This is a genomic window from Accumulibacter sp. (assembly GCF_036625195.1).
Classification (GTDB): Bacteria; Pseudomonadota; Gammaproteobacteria; order Burkholderiales; family Rhodocyclaceae; genus Accumulibacter.
This window is the reverse complement of record NZ_JAZKUG010000001.1, coordinates 570,947-589,328: the sequence shown is the minus strand read 5'-3', so window position 1 is coordinate 589,328 and position 18,382 is coordinate 570,947. Positions and strand designations below refer to the sequence as shown.

General features: G+C 64.1%; 14 protein-coding genes. 12 read left to right on the top strand and 2 right to left on the bottom strand.

Annotated features, from left to right (window positions below; genetic code table 11):
- Positions 1-67: 67 nt before the first annotated feature.
- Together V5B60_RS02690 and V5B60_RS02685 are read right to left on the bottom strand one after the other, a co-directional pair.
- Positions 68-3,397 (bottom strand): VanZ family protein, encoded by a 3,330-nt coding sequence (locus tag V5B60_RS02690; protein ID WP_332345489.1) that lies wholly within the window; start codon positions 3,395-3,397, stop codon positions 68-70.
- 171 nt (positions 3,398-3,568) lie between these two features.
- On the bottom strand, positions 3,569-5,893 hold the full coding sequence (locus tag V5B60_RS02685; RefSeq protein ID WP_332345488.1) for a Tex family protein: 2,325 nt from the start codon (positions 5,891-5,893) through the stop codon (positions 3,569-3,571).
- A 316-nt stretch (positions 5,894-6,209) separates the two neighbouring features.
- Here V5B60_RS02685 and fliW (V5B60_RS02680) point away from each other — a divergent pair, with 316 nt between their 5' ends.
- The 12 genes from fliW (V5B60_RS02680) (at position 6,210) to flhB (ending at position 18,347) form a co-directional block, all read left to right on the top strand.
- A complete protein-coding gene (fliW, locus tag V5B60_RS02680; protein ID WP_332345487.1) occupies positions 6,210-6,509 on the top strand; it encodes a flagellar assembly protein FliW in 300 nt (99 codons plus the stop codon).
- Positions 6,425-6,652: a flagellar assembly protein FliW gene (gene fliW / locus V5B60_RS02675; RefSeq protein ID WP_332350399.1), complete on the top strand. Its 228-nt coding sequence runs from the start codon at positions 6,425-6,427 to the stop codon at positions 6,650-6,652. The genes fliW (V5B60_RS02680) and fliW (V5B60_RS02675) overlap by 85 nt, the downstream gene beginning before the upstream one ends.
- Before the next feature lie 166 nt (positions 6,653-6,818).
- Positions 6,819-7,271, top strand: a complete 453-nt coding sequence (locus tag V5B60_RS02670; RefSeq protein WP_332345486.1) for a FecR family protein — start codon at positions 6,819-6,821, stop codon at positions 7,269-7,271.
- Positions 7,268-7,870 (top strand): OmpA family protein, encoded by a 603-nt coding sequence (locus V5B60_RS02665; protein ID WP_332345485.1) that lies wholly within the window; start codon positions 7,268-7,270, stop codon positions 7,868-7,870. Before V5B60_RS02670 ends, V5B60_RS02665 begins: the two co-directional genes overlap by 4 nt.
- On the top strand, positions 7,848-9,899 hold the full coding sequence (locus V5B60_RS02660; RefSeq protein WP_332345484.1) for an adenylate/guanylate cyclase domain-containing protein: 2,052 nt from the start codon (positions 7,848-7,850) through the stop codon (positions 9,897-9,899). Before V5B60_RS02665 ends, V5B60_RS02660 begins: the two co-directional genes overlap by 23 nt.
- A gap of 164 nt (positions 9,900-10,063) precedes the next feature.
- A complete protein-coding gene (locus V5B60_RS02655; RefSeq protein WP_332345483.1) occupies positions 10,064-11,764 on the top strand; it encodes a methyl-accepting chemotaxis protein in 1,701 nt (566 codons plus the stop codon).
- 109 nt (positions 11,765-11,873) lie between these two features.
- Positions 11,874-12,845: a chemotaxis protein gene (locus V5B60_RS02650; protein WP_332345482.1), complete on the top strand. Its 972-nt coding sequence runs from the start codon at positions 11,874-11,876 to the stop codon at positions 12,843-12,845.
- Between the two features lie 23 nt (positions 12,846-12,868).
- Positions 12,869-13,807 carry a chemotaxis protein gene (locus V5B60_RS02645; protein WP_332345481.1) on the top strand — a complete coding sequence of 313 codons (939 nt, stop codon included), beginning with the start codon at positions 12,869-12,871 and terminating at the stop codon, positions 13,805-13,807.
- 20 nt (positions 13,808-13,827) lie between these two features.
- Positions 13,828-14,217 carry a chemotaxis response regulator CheY gene (cheY, locus tag V5B60_RS02640; RefSeq protein WP_332350397.1) on the top strand — a complete coding sequence of 130 codons (390 nt, stop codon included), beginning with the start codon at positions 13,828-13,830 and terminating at the stop codon, positions 14,215-14,217.
- 1 nt (position 14,218) lies between these two features.
- Positions 14,219-15,076, top strand: a complete 858-nt coding sequence (cheZ, locus tag V5B60_RS02635; protein ID WP_332345480.1) for a protein phosphatase CheZ — start codon at positions 14,219-14,221, stop codon at positions 15,074-15,076.
- A gap of 10 nt (positions 15,077-15,086) precedes the next feature.
- Positions 15,087-17,027: a chemotaxis protein CheA gene (locus tag V5B60_RS02630; protein WP_332345479.1), complete on the top strand. Its 1,941-nt coding sequence runs from the start codon at positions 15,087-15,089 to the stop codon at positions 17,025-17,027.
- A 180-nt stretch (positions 17,028-17,207) separates the two neighbouring features.
- Positions 17,208-18,347 carry a flagellar biosynthesis protein FlhB gene (flhB, locus tag V5B60_RS02625; protein WP_332345478.1) on the top strand — a complete coding sequence of 380 codons (1,140 nt, stop codon included), beginning with the start codon at positions 17,208-17,210 and terminating at the stop codon, positions 18,345-18,347.
- Positions 18,348-18,382: the final 35 nt, after the last annotated feature.

The following is an 18,382-nucleotide window of genomic DNA, read 5'->3' as shown; positions in this document are numbered from 1 at the left end:
GTAGTGGCGAATGGTCGTGATGCTGCGGCGCAAGTCGGGGGAACCCGGGATGGACCGCTGGTCGTCGTCACTCCCTCGACTTCCCGCTCTTTCCTGCCCAGCCAAGCCAGCTGAGCAGCAGCAACAGTATCAGTAATCGTGGCGCATCGATGACAGTGTTCATGGTCGCGATCACCAGTACTCCCGTCAGGGATGCCAGAGTGGCCCCTGCCAGAGCATCACCCTGCAGCGTCAGCCGGGTCGTTCGCGTGATCCCGAGGCCGAGCACGGTGCCCAGAGCCAGGAGCCCGAACCAGCCCTGGTCGAACAGAATCGCGACCGGCATGCTCTTGATGTGCCAGGGCAAGTGTTCGTCAGCGGTAAAGGACCAACGGTCGAATCCTCGTTCGAAGTCGCCGTTGTGCACGATGTGCTCCCCGTCGGCGGTCAGCAGCCGGACGTCATCGATATCAATCCACGTCTTGGAGCCGTTCGTCAGCGAAAGCTTGACTGGTGACCACAGCGGTGCCCCTCGGCTGCCGACTTCTTTGACTGCCAAGGGAAACTGATGGTGCTCCCACTCGCCGCTGCGCCGAGAAGCTGCCAGTTCCCGGGACACGCAGCGCCCCGAAGTCAGCAGCAGCTTTTCGCAAAGGAAAACCGTCACTCGACCTTCGGCTTCCGGGCGTCGGATGTTGAGCGATACGAAGTAGTCCCGGTCCGGCCTGACTTCGACGAACTGCTCGATGTACATCGGGCTACCCGAACCCAGCCGCAGGAACGTATTGCCGTTTTCGGTCTGCAGACGGTACGTAGTGGCCTTCGTCTCTGTACTTCGCCAGTAGTGGGTTTCCGGGAAGCGGCCGATTCCCATGCCAAACAACTCCGTCAGGAGTCCCGGGTCGCGCATGGCCAGCGCATCGATCCAGTGTGCCTGTCGGGATGACAGGTCCTCGCTGACCCTCGACAGGCGCTCCCGCGCGAACGAGCCACTGAAAATCGGCAGCGCGGTTACGGTTGCCACGCTCAGCAGAATCAACGGTGCAGCCCACTGGTAGACCGTCGACCTGCCAGCTAGGCCCGGATCGAGTTGTTTCGCCATGTCGGCTGGCACTGTTGCCGGATCCTTTCCTGAATCGGTTGCAGCCCGTTGCGTCCGTGACAGCCAGGCAGCGACACAGGAGAGGATCAGGGCCACTGCCCCGCCAGCATACCCAGCTCTCGAGTAGGTCACTGCGAGCGCATAGCTGCCGCCCAGAACCAGGAAGCCGCCAGCCGTGCGAACGGCGAGCGAGCGGGCCTGCACCGTCAGTATCACCGTGAATGGCAATGCGGCGGTCAGGTAAGTCTCGATATCGGCTGCGCCGGTACGCATGTTCGAGAAGCCTCCCGTAACCCGGTAGCTATCCGTGAAGTCAAGGAGTCCGGCGAACAGGAGGCGCTCCCAAACGACAATCGCGACCGTTCCTCCGAGCCCCGCCACCATTCCGGTGGCGAACGAAACGCGAATATCCCGGCTGCCCGCACTCGAGCGCTTGGTCACCGCGAAGAGCAGCAGCGCCCACAAGCACCCCTTGGCAATTCGCAGACCATTGAATGGGCTGTAGTAGTTGGTGAAGCTATTGGCATCGGGCATCGCCAGCGGCAGCATGCCGCTCAGCGTGCTGATGACGAAGGTAGCCACCAGGAGGCAGGCGCTTGCCAGGGCAAGTGAATCCAAGCTGGTTCCGCGGGGGGGCGGAGGGGTACGGACAAGAACGACGGCCAGGCTGACGAAAAGCAGAAAATCCAGTTCGTCGAGGTAGAAGCGCCCGCTCCAGTGCGCCAGGTCGAGCAGGGGCAAGGCAGCGGGAATGGCCGCCCAGACTAGATGGGGTTGGAACCAGACGAGTGCGGCATAGAGCAGGAGGAGCAGGGCGACCAAGACCGGAAGAAAGGGGAAATCGATGACGATCCAGACTGTCAGCAGCGCGATTGCCGCCAACGCGAGCCAGGCCCCGGGTGGTTGCAGTCGTCCTCTGCTCGGCGACGCCATCAGTTGTGACTCAGCCTTCACGCCGGATGACGAGGCTGCCGCGTCCTCGTGCAGCGAAGCACTTTGCAGCAACTGTAGTAGTCTGGTGACGGACCAAGCGGAAATGGACCCGACCAAGACGTTGGTCGGATCGGGATGGAGCCCCTGCAGAAAAAGCTTGCTCGACTCAACGGCGGTTGCCGTGACGGCTGCTGCCCACAACGCCACGACCGGCGAACAGCCGCGTAGCCAAGCGAGGGCGCCGACAGGAGCGTACATCAGGGCCACCGCAACCAAGCTGATCAGCGCAGCCTGTTCCGTCGTGTAGTAATGGTAGTAAAAGGGCAGGAATCGGGTTTCGGTGAGCGTCCTGCCGGCGAGGAGCAGCCCGTGCCAAGAGCGATCAAACCAGCCGTTTACCGCGATCAGGGCCAGCAGGTAGAGCAGCGTCAGAGGGACTGACCACGGCTTGTTTGCCGGGTGCAACTGCAGGCTGGACAAACTGTCGCGTTCCCGCCAGAGACGGGCACCAAGATACATGCCGAGGGTCCGGGTGAGCAGTGAGATGCCTTGGGTCACACCCGAAAAGATGAAGAACTGGGCAACTTCAATGGCGAGACCGAGGAGAAAACCGGAGGATACTGCATGCCGGGTGCAAGCCTGCCCCCGTTGCTCATTCCGGCTGCCAAGAAGGAGGCCGATTGGCAGTACAGCCAGCACCTCGGCCATGAGCTTGGCCAGCATGATGACGGGTCCGCGGTTCGTGTTTTGCCCGGCAAGGAACCAGCCCCAGGTGTCCGAATCGGCCTTGGCCGCCAACTCCGCCAGCGAGACAACGAAATCGAATGGGAACAGGCTGAAGGCCAAGTAGCCAATGGCGTAAGCCTGCAGCAGGCGGCCGCTCACTTGGCCCATTCTGCCCGTCAGTGCGGCCAGGACTCTCCGGAACCACTCAGACCAGTAGAGTGCGCAGATGATGCCGACGACACTGCCGATGAGTTCGGCAATCACGTCGTTGCGTGAGACGGTTCGCGGTGGGAAGAACAGCTGGGTGAACTCCAGCGCCAGCGCCAGCATGAGGCAAAATAATGCGGAGGCGAGCAGCGATGGCAGTCGGCCGATCAGGGTTCTGTTCCCCGCGAAGAGGGTGACGGTGAGAAAGCCTATCGGGACAAACAGGACGCCGTTGGCTACCCAATCGGCCCTCTGCTCGACGCCAAGCTGATACATCCGAATTTGGCTGAAAGCAGCCCAGGCCTGATCCAGAGGCATCGGCTGGAAGGCCAGTGGCACGAGGCTGCCGTAGACGACGAGGCTGACGTAGGCGAGCCAGAGCACAGCCGGGTGAGCAAACCGAATGCCTGGTTCTCCCGGTCGTCGATTCCTGGATTCAATATCGGACATGCGCTCTCCCCTGACTGAACTCCTGCTGTTCGCGGTTCTCAGCGGGTGCGTGCACTCTCTCTTCTCTGTGGCGCCCCTTGCCGCTCACGCCCATCGTGCCGGACCAGGACAGGGCTTGCTCTCTCAGCAGAGCAGTCAACCCGGCACGGCCGTGCTGCCACACGTCCTGCCCTACTGCCGCAGCCGCGCAAAAGCGCTGGCCATTGCGCTGTCCGGCGCGGTCTGCTTCTGCCGATGTTGCCGCTCCCGTGCAGCGAGAGTCACGGCCGCCGTCCTGGCCACACCCGGCGGCTCGTCAGCGAGGCGCATGCTGAGCGCGATTCTCTTCCTGTCCAGGTCGACCTCGAGCACCTTGACGGTCACCACGTCGCCGGCCTTGACCACCGAACGCGGGTCCCTGACGAAACGCTCTGCGATTGCCGAGACGTGCACCAGGCCATCCTGATGAACGCCCAGGTCGACGAAGGCGCCGAAGTTGGCGACGTTGCTGACCACGCCTTCGAGGATCATGCCCGGCCGCAGATCCCTGATCGTCTCGACGCCCTCGCGAAAGGCTGCGGTGCGGAACTCCGGACGAGGGTCGCGACCCGGCTTCTCGAGTTCCTTGATGATGTCGTTGACGGTGGGCAGGCCGAAGCGTTCGTCGACGTACTTTTCGGCCGGCAACGCCCGCAGCGTCCGTGAGTCACCAATCAGGTCGCCGATGCTTCTTTGCGTGTCGGCGAGGATTCGCTCGACCACGGGATAGGCTTCCGGATGGACGGCCGAGCGGTCGAGCGGGTTGTCGCCTTCGCCGACGCGCAGGAAGCCGGCCGCCAGTTCGAACGCCCGCTCACCGAGGCGCGGCACAGCCCGCAGTTGCTGGCGGTTGCGGAACGGCCCATGTTGGTCACGGTGGGCAACGATGTTCGCCGCCAGTGTCGGGTTGAGGCCGGAGACACTGGCGAGCAGCGGCACCGACGCGGTGTTGACCTCGACTCCGACCGCATTGACGCAGTCCTCGACGACCGCATCGAGCGCCTTGGCAAGGCGGTTCTGACTGACGTCGTGCTGGTACTGGCCAACGCCAATGGCTTTGGGATCGATCTTCACCAGTTCGGCAAGGGGATCCTGCAGGCGGCGGGCGATCGACACGGCGCCGCGCAGGCTGACATCGAGGTCCGGGAACTCGCGCGAGGCGTACTCCGAGGCGGAATAGACCGAAGCGCCAGCCTCAGACACGACGACCTTGCAGAGGTGCATCTCCGGATGTCGCCGGATGAGTTCGCCGACCAGGCGGTCGGTCTCGCGTGACGCGGTGCCATTGCCGATGCTGATCAGATCGACGCGATGCTGCCGTGCGAGGAGGGCCAGACTGTGCAACGCTCCCTCCCAGTCCCGGCGTGGCTCGTGCGGATAGACCGTGGTGGTCGTGAGCAATCTGCCGGTGGGGTCGACGACCGCCACCTTGACACCCGTTCGCAGGCCCGGGTCGAGGCCCATCGTCGGCCGCCGGCCAGCCGGAGCGGCGAGCAGAAGGTCGTGCAGGTTGTTGCCAAAGACGCGAATCGCTTCGGCTTCGGCGCGCTCGCGCAGCGCACCCAGCAACTCCGCCTCCAAGTGCGGCGCGATCCTGATTCGCCAGGCCCAGCGAACCGTGTCGGCCAGCCACCTGTCGGCCGCACGCCCCGCATCGCGAACACCGAAACGCACGGCGATGCGGGCTTCACAGGGATTGCGCGTCGCTGCCTGGGCAGGGTCGAGTTCGCTGTCCAGCAGCAGCGTGAGTTGCAGCAGCCCTTCATTGCGGCCACGAAACAGCGCCAGAGCGCGGTGTGAGGGGATGGCGAGCAACGCCTCGGCGTAGTCGAAGTAGTCCTGAAACTTGGCGGCTTCTCTTTCCTTGCCGCCGACGACCGTCGCCTTGAGGTGTGCGTGGCCTTCGAGATGGGCACGCAGTTCTGCCAGCAGCTCGGGATCCTCGGCGAAGCGCTCCATCAGGATCTGGCGCGCGCCATCGAGGACGCTGCGCGTGTCGGCGAAACCCGCCTCCGGGTTCAGATGGTACGCCGCCTCGGTGTCGGGCGAGTGCGTCGGTGCCGTCAGCAGCAGTTCGGCGAGCGGGGCGAGACCGGCCTCGCGGGCCATCTGCGCCTTGCTGCGCCGTTTCGGCTTGTACGGCAGGTAGAGATCCTCCAGCCGCTGCTTGCTCTCGGCGGCGATGATCTCGTCCGCCCGTTCGGCCGTCAGGCGGCCTTGTTGGTCGATCGAGGCGAGAATGCTGCTGCGCCGCTCTTCGAGCTCGCGCAGGTAGTTGAGCCGCTCGTCGAGAAGCCGCAACTGGCTGTCGTCGAGACCGCCACTCGCTTCCTTGCGGTAGCGGGCGATGAAGGGGACTGTCGCGCCCTCGTCGAGAAGGGCGGCGGTTGCCAGAACCTGCTGTGGGTGGCAGCCGATCTCGTCGGCGATTCTTGCCGCGATCAGGCGGGAGACATCTCGATCTTCAAAGCGGGGCATGGACTCTACGGGATCTGGTTGGCTGGCGGTGGATTCGCGCTGGCGGTGAACGATACTCCGGTGACGGCAGCCAGCGACGACGGAATGGCGGCAGGCAGAGGTCGTCGACGCCGACCCCGGGCTGCCGGATCTCCATCGGGACCCCGGAGCGCGCCACGAAGCGGCACGACTATGCAGAATCCGGCGACAAAACTCAAGTCGGCATGGCTTGTGCTGGCGGCAGCTGGCAGCCACGAGATTTGCCGTCGGGCGATGAAAGAGGTTAAATTGGCGCTTTCGGGTGGCTGCTTCGAACTGCGTCGATTGGGGGTAAGCGATGAAGATTGATCTCGAGCGCTTTGGGCTCAAGGATGTACCGGTCGATCCGGACACCGTGTTCACCTTTGCAGTTGGCCCTGCCGGCTTTCCCGATTGTCGGCGATTCAAGGTCTTCCACCAGGAAGGGCCGCAGCCGGCGGTCTTCTGGCTGCAGTCTCTGGACGATGTGGCCGTTGCCTTCCCGATCGTTGACCCGGGGCTGGACCTCGAGTACTGGACCTCGAGTACGAGATCGAGCTGTCCGATGCCGATTGTACCCAGCTCGAACTGGAGCGTGCCGAAGATGCGGCGGTGGTGATCATCGTCTATCGCGATGCGGCGGCGGGTGGCACGATTGCTGCCAACACCCGCTCGCCGATCATTCTCAACCTGCAGCGGCGCCGCGCGATGCAGAAGATTCTGCAGGAGGTTCATCCGACCCTGCTCTATCGGGCGCGCTGATCGCGAGCCGGATGCCGGGCGCCCGTGACGTCGGTGCGGCAGCATGCCGAGACTGCACTGCCGCGTGCTGCCGGGCGTGGCTGCACATGTTGGCGGTGCACGGTTTGCACCGCGCTGGCAAGCTTTTCTCGGCACTGATTCGGCTGACCGGAGGGAGGGTCCGGGATTGAGGTTCCGCCACCTGTTGCCATCCCTGCTGCTCCTCTTCGCCATGACTGCCAGTGCCGACGCGGGCCAGCGCATCGGCAAGGTGAAGCGCTGCGAAGGCAGCGTGAATCTGGAACGTGCCGGTTTGACGCAGCCGGTGCAGGTCGGCAGCCCGGTGCATGTCGGGGACCGGGTTCGTACGGGTGTCGATGGCGCGGTGGGCATCACGCTGGCGGATGACACCCTCCTCACCGCGGGACCGAACAGCACGCTGTTGATCAACGAGTTCCGCTTTGACCCGACGACGCGCGAAGGCAACATGCTGACCACGCTGTTGAAGGGTACGCTGAGCGTTGTGACTGGTCTGCTGGCCAGGCAGACTCCCGAGAACGTCAGCTTCAGGACGCCGAATGTCGTCCTCGGCATCAGGGGCACCGAGTTCATCATCGAAGCCCACGGGGCAGGCGAATGAGTTGCGTCCGGATCGTCCCCTGCGTCGTCTGGCTGGCACTCGCCACCTGTTCGGTCGCCTGTTCGCGAGTATCCGACCACGTTCTGCTGTTGCCCGGGCCGGATGGGCGCGTCGGTGCGCTTTCGGTGACGGCTGCCGGTGGCGAGATCCTGCTCTCCGAGCCATACAGCGGAGTCGATGTCCACGGTGGCACGCCGCGCCGGCTGACCAGCAGTGCACGCATGGTGCGCGATACGTATGGCCGTCTGCTCGACCTGCAACCGGCACGCCCTCGCATTTACGTCGTCCATTTTGAAACCGGAACCACAGTCCTGACCCCCGAGTCGCGCAGCAAGTTGCCGATGATTCGTGAACAGCTTGCCAGCCTGCCAGCGCCGGAGGCCATCGTCATCGGACATACCGACCGCGTCGGCAGCCCCGAGGCCAATGACCGGCTGTCGCTGCGCCGCGCCGAGGCGGGGAGAGAGCAACTGATCCAGGCCGGCGTTGCGGCCGCTGCGATCACTGTCGTCGGTCGGGGCGAGCGCGAGCCGGTGGTCTTTACCGAGGACGGCGTGGCCGAGCCCCGCAACCGCCGTGTCGAGATCAAGCTTCGCTGACTGGGCGGCGAAGATCCGACGGGGCCTTTCAGTTGCCAGCTGGCGCGGTCTGCTTGGGCTGCTGCTGCTCGGCGTGCTCGTGGCACACAGCCTGCGTTTCATCGAGCTCGATGTCCTCAACCGACTCGACGCAGCCTTGTACGATGCCCGCGTGCGCTGGTTTGCGCAGGCGCCGATCGATGAGAGCGTCGTCGTCGTCGATATCGATGAGCGTTCGCTGGCCGAGCTCGGGCGCTGGCCGTGGAACCGTGCCCGGCTGGCGGAGCTGATCGAACGGATCTTCACTGATTATGGGGCGCTGCTGCTCGGCCTCGACCTCATCCTGGCGGAGGCCGACGAAAGCTCCGGATTGCCCGTTCTGGAGGCACTGACACGCGGGCCCCTGCGACAGAACGCTGCCTTTTGCGCCGCCGTCGAAGGCCTAAGGCCGACACTCGACTACGATGGCCGACTCGCCGACGTCCTGCGGCGACATCCGGTGGTGCTTGGTTTCCACCTGTCCACTGGCCCGGCTGCGACGAGGAGCGGTATGCTGCCGCCAGCTTTGCCGATCGATGCTGGCGAGCGCGCTCAGGCAACCGGTCTGACAGACTGGCCGGGTCATGGTGCCAACCTGCCGCTGCTGCAGCAGGTGGCAGCGGGCGGTGGTTTCCTTGGCGCACCGGTCGATCCTGACGGTGTAGTCCGGCGCGGCTGGTTGCTGGCGAGGCATGCCGATCAGATCCACGGTGCACTACCGCTGATCATGGCGCGATTGCTCCTCGGCGATCCGGCGCTGCGGCTGCACTTCGCCGACCCGCTGCCAGGGCAGACCACCGGGCCGCCGCTGACTGCCATCGAGTTGCACAGCACGCGCGGCTCGCGCCTCATCGCGGTGGATCGCCAAGGGGCCGTATTGCTGCCGTTTCGCCAAGCGGCGGGAGGCTTCCACTACCACTCGGCGGCCGACGTCGCCGCCGGCAGACTGCCTGGCGAAGCCCTTCGCGGGCGGATCGTTCTCCTCGGCAGCAGCGCTCCGGGTTTGCTCGATCAGCGGGTCACGCCAGTCAATGAGCTGCTTCCGGGAGTCGAGGTGCATGCCAATCTGCTAGCCGGGTTGCTCGCCGGAACGCTGCCGCACGCGCCAGCCTGGACGACGCCGCTCGAAGTGGCCGTGCTGTCTCTTCTCGCTCTGCTGCTGCTGCGGCTGCTGCCGCGACTGTCACCTCAGGCTGCGGTTGGCCTGACCGTGATGCTCGTCGTCCTGCTGGCCGTCCTCATCATGCTCGCCTGGGGAGCGGCCGGGCTGGTTCTGCCGGCTGCGGCCAGCCTTTGTTTGCTGCTGCTGCTCCTGGCGCTGCAACTGTTCTTCGGCTCCTTCGTCGAGTCGCGCGCCCGCCGCCGGCTGACGGCGCTCTTCGGTCAGTACGTACCACCGGAGCTTGTGGACGAAATGAGCCGTGACCCCGAGCGCTACGACATGCGCGGTCGCAGTGCCGAATTGACGGTGCTCTTCGCCGATATCCGCGGGTTCACGACGATCGCCGAACAGATGCCGGCGGATGAGCTGGCGACGATGATGAACGACTACCTGTCGGCGATGACCGATGTCATCCGGGCGCACCGAGGCACACTCGACAAGTATGTCGGTGACGCCATCGTCGCCTTCTGGGGGGCACCGGTTGCCGACCCGCTGCACGCGCGGCACGCGGTTGCCACCGGCCTGGCGATGCAGGCAGCGTTGCCGGCCGTCAATCGGCTGCTGGCAGTGCGTGGCTGGCCGCCGCTGCGCATCGGCATCGGCATCAACAGCGGCGTCATGGTCGTCGGCGACATGGGTTCGCGGCATCGACGGGCCTATACCGTACTTGGCGATGCCGTGAATCTGGCAGCACGCTTGCAGGGCCTGTCGGCGCAATACGACGCCGGGGTGATCGTCGGTGAGGCGACGCGGCAGCAGCTCGGCGACTGGCCGTGCCGCGAGCTTGACCGCGTGGCGGTTCGTGGCCGTGCGGCGCGGGTGACCATCCACGAACCGCTGGCCGACTGAGCGCCGGAACCGGCTGCGAGCGGCGCCAGTCGCGACGCAGCTGCGCAGCTTGGCCCGCAACGGCGGCGGCGACCGCGCCGATTTGGCGAAGTCGCTAAAGGTCGGGCTTTTTCTGCCGTTTTGCTGATGATGAAGAGCGCTGCAGCGACGACGAGGAGACGACGATGATGATAGGGCTGGCGTGGAGAATCCGTGCAGCGCTGCTGTCGATGGTGCTGCTGACGGTCGCAGCTGGCTGGCTGGGTCATTCCGTCCTGGGTGGCGGCATGTCCGGCTGGTTGCCGGCGACGGGACTCGCGCTCCTCGCTGCAGTCGCCATGTCCGTGATCGTCGAGCGCAGCCTGCTGGGTCGGCTGCAAGGATTGCGGGCAGTGATCACGGGAACCTACGCCGATGGCGACCTGACCAGACGCGCAGCCGCCGTCGGGGGGGATGAACTGGCGCTTGTTGCAGCCGACTACAACCGCCTGATGGAGAGCTTCGCCATCATCGTTGGCAAGCTGTTGTTCAACTCGATCGAGGTTGGCAGCGCTTCGCAGCAGCTGATCGGTGATGCCCGGCGGGTGGCAGCCGGATCGAACGAGCAGCGGGATGCCGCCCTGGCGACTGCCGACGAGATGGCCAGTCTGACCCTCCAGTTGAACGAGGTGAGCGAGAAAGCCAGCGAAACGGCGGGTATCGCCGAGCGATCGAACAGTCTGTCCAGCGACGGAATGTCGATTGCCCGCATGGCATCGGCAGAGATGGAGCAGATCGCTGCCTCGGTGAGCCAGTCGGCGGCCGTGGTCGGTGCGCTCGGCGAACGATCCCGAGCCATCAGCGGCATTGTCCAGACAATTCGCGAAATCGCCGACCAGACGAATCTGCTGGCCCTCAATGCAGCCATCGAAGCGGCGCGGGCGGGTGAGCACGGGCGTGGATTCGCCGTCGTCGCCGACGAGGTGCGCAAGCTTGCGGAACGAACCTCGCAGGCAACCGGCGAGATCAGCCAGATGATCACCGCCATCCAGGGCGAGACGCAATCGGCGATTGCCAGCATCGAGGCCGGCAGCGGTCAGGCGCGGAAGGGTGCCGAACTCGCACGGCAGGCAGCACAGGCGCTTGACGGCATCAACAGTGGGGCAAGGCAGACACTCGAGAAGGTGGAGGCGATCGCCGCTGCGGTCGCCCAGCAGACGCGCACCGGCGCGAGCATCGCCGAGCACGTGCGCAACATCAGGCAGATGGCCGAGGCGAACAGCGAGGTCAGCGGGCAGACGCTGCTGGCGGTAGACCACGTCGAGTGCCTGGCCGAAAACCTGAAGGAAGTCGGCAACGTCTTCAGATTGGGGGCGGCCGGTGAGCAGGCCGTGGGCGTCCATACCCGCATGCCCGACATCGTCACCGAGGCAGCCCGGGCAGTCGGCAAACTCCTCGATGGCGCCGTCGATGCTGGCAGGATCGGCGTGGACGATCTGTTCGATGAGCGCTACCAACCGCTGCCGAATACTCGGCCACCGAAGTACCGGACGCGCTTCGACGAGTTCACCGATCAGGCTGTGGCACCCCTGCAGGAGCAGGTTCTGGCGCAGCACCATTGCCTGGTCTACGCTATCTGTATCGACCGCAATGGTTATGTGCCGACCCACAACCGGGTGTTCGCGCAACCTCTGACCGGTGACGAAAAGATCGATTTCGTGCGCAACCGCAGCAAGCGCATTTTCGACGACCCGGTCGGAAAGCGTTGCGGCGGTCACGAGCATTCGTTCCTGCTGCAGACCTATCGCCGCGACACAGGTGAGTTGATGCACGACATTTCCGCTCCGATCTATGTCAAGGGCCGCCACTGGGGAGGCTTCCGCATTGGCTACAGGACCGAGGTGTGAAGCGGAAAGGGCACACGGACGACACCACAGGCGACCTTGGCGCGCGGACGACGATTCGATTAAGATGTCGGCGATTCGATCGGCGCTGACTCCTGCAAGAGGAAGATATATGTCGGACTTGCTGAAGAACATTGATGCCCGGACCAAGCTGGCCGGAACCAACAAGCTGGAGATCCTGCTTTTCTCGCTCGGTACCGATGCGCGTACCGGGCGTCGCGAAACCTTCGGCATCAACGTCTTCAAGGTGCGCGAAGTGATGCGCACGCCTCCGATCACGGCGGCGCCCGAGATGCCGCCCTCGGTCGAGGGCATGGTCAGCCTGCGCGGTGCGCTGGTGCCAGTCGTGGATCTCGCCCGCTATGCCCGGGTCGACACGCAAACGCCACGTTCGATCATGATCATCACCGAGTACGCGGGCCATACCCAGGGCTTTCTGGTGGAGGGCGTGGATACCATCCTACGCCTCGACTGGGGGCAGATGCGGGTGCCGCCGGCGATGTTGCTGGCCGAGCTGGGTGGTTTGGTGACGGCCGTCACCGAGTTGCCGGATGGCCGCCTGGTGATGATGATGGATGTCGAGAAGATCCTCTCCGAAACCACCAACTACGACGACGAGATCGTTTACCGCAACATCAAGCCACTCGACAACCCGCGTCTGACAGTCTTCTTCGCCGACGATTCCTCGGTTGCGCGCAAGCAGATCGAGCGTACCCTGGGGGCGATGGGGGTCAAGTACGTTGCCGCGATCAACGGTCTCGACGCCTGGCTGGAACTGGAGAAGATGGCTGCCTACGCCCAGGCCTCCGGTCAGCCAGTCAGCGACCTGATCAGTCTTGTCCTGACGGACATCGAGATGCCCGAGATGGATGGTTACATCTTGACCAAGAAGATCAAGTCCGATCCCCGCTTTGCCGGGGTTCCGGTCATCATGCACTCGTCGCTGTCGGGCATGTCGAACCAGCAGCTCGGCAAATCCGTCGGCGTTGACGAGTATGTGCCCAAGTTCGAACCGCAGCGGCTTTCGGAAACGCTGACGCGCAGGCTGCAGGGTGGCGGTGTGCCAGCGCTGCCATCCTGCTGAACGGACCTCACAGGAGCGATAGGATGGAGTTCGCCGAAAGGAAGAACCTGCTCGACGGCGTCGACGCGAGAACGCGTCTCGCCGGGTCGAACAAGATGGAGATCCTGCTCTTCTCGCTGGGGACGCGCGAGACCTTCGGCATCAACGTCTTCAAGGTGCGGGAAGTCGGACGGACGCCGCCTATCACCAAGACGCCGAACATGCCGCGCGGAGTGGAGGGCTTGATCTCCCTGCGCGGCAACGTGATTCCCGTACTCTCGCTGATTGCCTTTCTGGAGCATGGGGAGCACCACGACGAGTACGGCAGGACGATGATGGTGGCCGAGTATTCCAAGCGGACCCTCGGTTTCCTCGTGCATGAAGTGGACCGCATCATCCGCGTGGACTGGGAGAAGGTCAGGGCTCCGGAGAACCTCCTATCCACCAACCAGGGCCTGATCACCGCGGTTACCGAACTGGACGACGGCAAGCTGGTATCGATTCTCGACGTCGAGCAGATCCTGGCCAACGCTTTCGGCGAGGCGATCATCGTGGATATTCCACCGGCCAACGTCGACCAGGATGCCAGCATTTTCTTTGTTGATGATTCTGTGGTCGCCCGGCGCAAGATCACCGAGGTGCTGGACAAGCTCGGCGTCCGGCACAAGCACGCCACCAATGGCGCCGAAGCGTGGAGCCGTCTGCAGGCGCTTGCGGCGCACGCCGAGCAGAGTCGCAACACGTTGCGTGACGAGATCCGCCTGATCCTGGTGGACGCCGAGATGCCGGAAATGGATGGCTACGTCCTTACCCGAAACATCAAGGCGGATGCCCGGTTCTCGGGCATTCCGGTCGTGATGCACTCGTCGCTGTCGTCACAGGCCAACCATGCCATGGGCAAGGCCGTCGGTGTCGACTCCTACGTTGCCAAGTTCGACGCAGAGGTTCTGGCCGACACCCTGCGCCCCCTGCTCGAGCGCTGAGCGAACAAACGGAGTCAATGATGGCTGATCCCAAGATGAGGATTCTCGTGGTAGACGATTTCTCGACGATGCGGCGCATCGTCAGGAATCTGCTGAAAGAACTCGGTTTCGCCAACGTCGATGAAGCCGAGGACGGCGCGGTGGCTCTGCAGAAGCTCAACAACGGCGGCTTCGAGTTCGTGGTCACCGACTGGAACATGCCGAACATGGATGGTCTGCAGCTCCTGCAGACCATCCGCGCTTCGGCGACATTGAAACACCTGCCGGTGCTGATGATCACCGCCGAGGCGAAGAAGGAAAACATCATCGCCGCCGCGCAGGCGGGGGCCAGCGGTTACATCGTCAAGCCTTTCACGGCGGCAACACTGGCAGAGAAGCTGCAGAAGATCTTCGACAGGATGGGGGGCTGAGATGAACGAAAGCGACACCTCCGGTGATTCACGGGAACTTGAGGCCCTGTTCGACAGCATCGCCTCAGGGATCGCGGCCACCAGCCCTGCCGTGCCACCTGCCGCCAAGGTCAAGGCGGGATCTCTGCTGCAGCAGTTGCGTGAAGGAGACGGAGCAGACGACAGTGACGAGCTGCAGGCACTATTCGACTCCGTGCGGGGAGCACAGGCGGCCACGGCTGCAACGGGAGCGGCGGCGGCCGAATGGCAGGGACAGGACCGGGTATTTCAGCGCGTCGGTCAGATGGCCCGACAGCTGCACGACACATTGGGCCAACTGGGTTACAGCGAACTGCTCGAGAGCACCGTTTCCGCCATTCCGGATGCCAGGGAGCGGCTCAACTACGTCGCCACTCTGACCGAGCAGGCTGCCTGCCGCGTCCTCAACGCCACCGACATTGCCAACCCGCTGCAGGAGCAACTCGAAGCCGCTTCGGCGGCACTGGCGACCCGCTGGGATGCGCTGTTTGCCAACCGGTTGGCGGTCGACGAGTTCCGGCTCTTGGCCGAGGAGACCCGTTCCTTTCTCAAACAGGCCTTGCCGGCCAAGACGGAGGCAACCAAGGCACAACTGCTGGAGATCATGATGGCCCAGGATTTCCAGGATCTCACTGGCCAGGTGATCAAGAAGATCCTCCAGGTCGCGCACGAACTCGAGACGCAACTGATGGAGGTGCTGATCGAGACGCTGCCTGGCGAGCGGCGTACCGAATCGGTCAACAGTCTCCTCAACGGGCCGGTGATCAACCACGGCGGTCGTACCGACGTCGTCGGGTCACAGCAGCAGGTGGATGAGCTGCTCGGCAGCCTGGGATTCTAGGAGGTTCGCGATGAGCGATTTTGCGGGGATGGAGGACCTGCTGCAGGATTTCCTGCAGGAAGCCGGTGACCTGCTGTCGGATGTCGACAACAAGCTCGTCGATCTCGAGCGAAGCCCCGAGGATCTACGGCTGCTCAATGATATCTTTCGTGGCTTTCACACGATCAAGGGTGGCGCCGGCTTTCTCAATGCCGGCGAGTTGGTGAAGCTCTGCCACTTGACCGAAAACCTGTTCGACAGGCTGAGAAATGGTGAGAAGGAACTGACACCCGCCCTGATGGATACCATCATGGCGGCCACACAGGGCGTTCGACAGATGTTCGGCGAAATTGCCCAGGGCCGCCAGCCGTCTCCCGCCGCCGCAGGAGTGAGCGCCGGTCTGCAGATCGCGCTGACCACGGCCACCGAGCCAGGCGCCACATCGTCGGTTGCCGCGGAGCCGATCGCAGCCAGGCCTGCCGGGGCGACCGTGGCCACCGGCGCTGGCGACGAGCACGGTCCGGACTGGCAGGCGCTGCACGCGGCGATCAGCGGCCAGGCCGACGCCAACGTGCCGGCCGTTGCCCGCAGGAGCGAGACCACGCAAGCTGGCAGACAGGACGGCGAGATCGAACTGTCGCAGCTGCAGCCGCACTTTCCACCCGAGGGGCGCCGCAGCACGGACAGGCCCGGGGCTGCCGCCAGCGCCGCGCCGTCTGGGCGGCGAGCCGACGAGCGGGCGGCGGCGCGCGAGACGACGATCCGTGTAGACACCGCGCGGCTCGATCAGGTGCTCAACCTGTCGGGAGAGATTGGCCTGACCAAGAACCGCCTGACCAGCCTGCGGGCGGACATCCTGGCCGGGCGTACGGACTCGGAAACCCTGCAGGCGCTCGATCAGGCAGTCAGCCAACTCGACCTGCTGGTTTCCGACCTGCAGAACTCGGTCATGAAGACGCGCATGCAACCGATCGGCCGCCTGTTCCAGAAATACCCGCGCATTGCGCGCGACCTCGCCCGACAGTTGGGCAAGGATGTCGAACTGGCCCTGATCGGAGAAGAAACCGAGGTCGACAAGACGATGATCGAGGATCTGGCCGACCCACTGATCCATCTGATCCGCAATGCGGTCGATCATGGCGTCGAGTCGCCCGAAGAGAGGCGCGCAGCGGGCAAGCAGGCGAAAAGTGTCATCCGCCTCGAAGCGCGCCAGGAAGGTGATCACATCGTCCTGATGGTCGCCGATGACGGGCGCGGGATGAGTCCCGAGCGCATCCGTGCGAAGGCTGTCGAGAAGCGCATCATCAGCGAGGAAGAGGCCAACACGCTCGATGACCGGCAGAGTCTCAACCTCATTTTCCTGCCGGGCTTTTCGACGATGGCCAAGGCTTCGGCGGTGTCCGGTCGTGGCGTCGGCATGGATGTCGTGAAGACGAACATCCAGAAACTCAATGGGTCGATCGAGATCCGTTCCGAACCCGGGAAGGGTTCGGTCTTCGTCATTTCGCTGCCGTTGACGCTGGCCATCCTGCCGGTGCTGCTCGTCCTCTTGGAAGAGCAGCCTTTTGCCCTGCCGCTGTCGCTGGTACGGGAAATCCTGCCGATCGACCATGGGCGAATGCAGGAGGTGGGTGGCAGGGAAACGTTGGTGGTGCGTGGCGAGATTCTCCCCGTCATTGCCTTGGCGCGTCTTCTCGGATGGCCGCAAGCGCGGCGGCCCGAGTTTGGTGTCCTCATGCAGACCGCCGAGCGAAGCTTCATTCTGGCAGTGGACAACTTCGCCGGGCGCGATGATGCGGTGATCAAGGCCCTCGACGATTTTCGGCCACGCGGGGTCGCTGGAGTGACGACACTGTCGAATGGTCAGATCGTTCTCATACTGGACATGAAGGAGTTGTTGTCCGATCTCGCTGGTAAGGGCGAGCGAGACACGCGCACGACGGCACCGCGAGCACTGGAGTTGCTCGTCTGACTGCCGGAGCATTTTCCGCGGGTTGCAGCAAGGGGGCGCCAGCCCCCTTGTTTTTTTGCTTCGCTGATACGAATGTTGTTAAGCTGCAACTATTCGAGAATTGATGTAAATAAAGTTCCCTAGCTTTCTATTCTAACACCGGTTTTTCTATAATACGCTGATCCAGACTGGAAGCGCGAAATGGCAGAGGGAAGCGACGTCGAACGTACCGAACCCGCATCGGCGCGACGCCTCGAACAGGCTCGCGAAGAGGGGCAGGTGCCGCGCTCGCGCGAGGTGGGCGCCTTCCTCGTCCTGATCGTCGGCGCGGCGGCGTTCATGTTGCTGGGGCCCTGGATGATGCAGAGGCTGTCAGGCCTGGTCCGCCGCGGTCTCGTGATCGACCATCAGACCGCGCACGAACCCGCGCTGATGCTGCCGCGGCTGGCCGAACTCGCTGCCGAGGCCTTGCTCTCGTTCGCCCCGCTGTTCGCCGCTTTGCTTGTCGCAGTCCTGCTCTCGCCCTTCTTCCTGGGTAGCTGGAATTTCTCGGTCAAGGCCATGCAGCCCGACCCGAGCCGTCTCGACCCGCTGCAGGGGCTCGTTCGCCTGGTGTCGTGGAGCGGCGTCGTCGAACTCGTCAAGGCGGTTGCCAAGGCCTCATTGCTCGGTGGTGTAGCCGCTTGGGTTATGTGGAGCGAGCGGGGGGATCTCCTCGCCATGTTTGCGCAGCCACTGCCTGTCGGGCTGGCGAACGCAGGCCACCTCCTCAGCTTCAGCTTTCTCGCCATCGTTGCGGCGATGTTGCTGATCGTTGCCGTCGATGTACCGTTCCAGTTGTGGCAGTACCACGACAAGCTCAAGATGAGCCGCGAGGAAGTGAAGCAGGAAGGCAAGGAACTTGAAGGCAACCCGGAGATCAAGGGGCGTGTCCGCCAACTGCAGCGCGAGGCTGCCCGCAAACGCATGATGGCTGCGGTGCCGGCGGCCGACGTCATCGTCACCAATCCGACGCACTACGCCGTTGCTCTCGCCTACAGCGGCGGTATGGGTGCACCGAAAGTGCTCGCCAAGGGTGCCGGCGAGATTGCGCTGAAGATACGCCACCTGGGTGCCAGCAACGGTGTGCCCTTGGTCGAGGTGCCGGCGCTGGCGCGGGCGCTGTACCGGCACGTCGACCTTGATCAGGAGATTCCGGCGTTGCTTTATGCAGCGGTCGCCGAGGTGCTCGCCTACGTCTATCAGTTGAGTCATTGGCAGCAGGCTGGCGGTGACCAGCCGCTGCCACCCGAGCGGATCGAGGTTCCTCCAGAACTTCTCCCTGAGTCTGAGCGTGGCTAGCGGAACCATCGCCCTGCAGGATTTCGTTGCGCGCT

Excerpts from the sequence above, each read along its gene's own strand:
- V5B60_RS02690 (WP_332345489.1), bottom strand. The coding sequence starts at position 3,397 with ATGTCCGATATTGAATCCAGGAATCGACGACCGGGAGAACCAGGCATT.
- V5B60_RS02685 (WP_332345488.1), bottom strand. The coding sequence starts at position 5,893 with ATGCCCCGCTTTGAAGATCGAGATGTCTCCCGCCTGATCGCGGCAAGA.
- fliW (WP_332345487.1), top strand. The coding sequence starts at position 6,210 with ATGAAGATTGATCTCGAGCGCTTTGGGCTCAAGGATGTACCGGTCGAT.
- V5B60_RS02665 (WP_332345485.1), top strand. The coding sequence starts at position 7,268 with ATGAGTTGCGTCCGGATCGTCCCCTGCGTCGTCTGGCTGGCACTCGCC.
- V5B60_RS02655 (WP_332345483.1), top strand. The coding sequence starts at position 10,064 with ATGATGATAGGGCTGGCGTGGAGAATCCGTGCAGCGCTGCTGTCGATG.
- V5B60_RS02650 (WP_332345482.1), top strand. The coding sequence starts at position 11,874 with ATGTCGGACTTGCTGAAGAACATTGATGCCCGGACCAAGCTGGCCGGA.
- V5B60_RS02645 (WP_332345481.1), top strand. The coding sequence starts at position 12,869 with ATGGAGTTCGCCGAAAGGAAGAACCTGCTCGACGGCGTCGACGCGAGA.
- cheY (WP_332350397.1), top strand. The coding sequence starts at position 13,828 with ATGGCTGATCCCAAGATGAGGATTCTCGTGGTAGACGATTTCTCGACG.
- cheZ (WP_332345480.1), top strand. The coding sequence starts at position 14,219 with ATGAACGAAAGCGACACCTCCGGTGATTCACGGGAACTTGAGGCCCTG.
- V5B60_RS02630 (WP_332345479.1), top strand. The coding sequence starts at position 15,087 with ATGAGCGATTTTGCGGGGATGGAGGACCTGCTGCAGGATTTCCTGCAG.
- flhB (WP_332345478.1), top strand. The coding sequence starts at position 17,208 with ATGGCAGAGGGAAGCGACGTCGAACGTACCGAACCCGCATCGGCGCGA.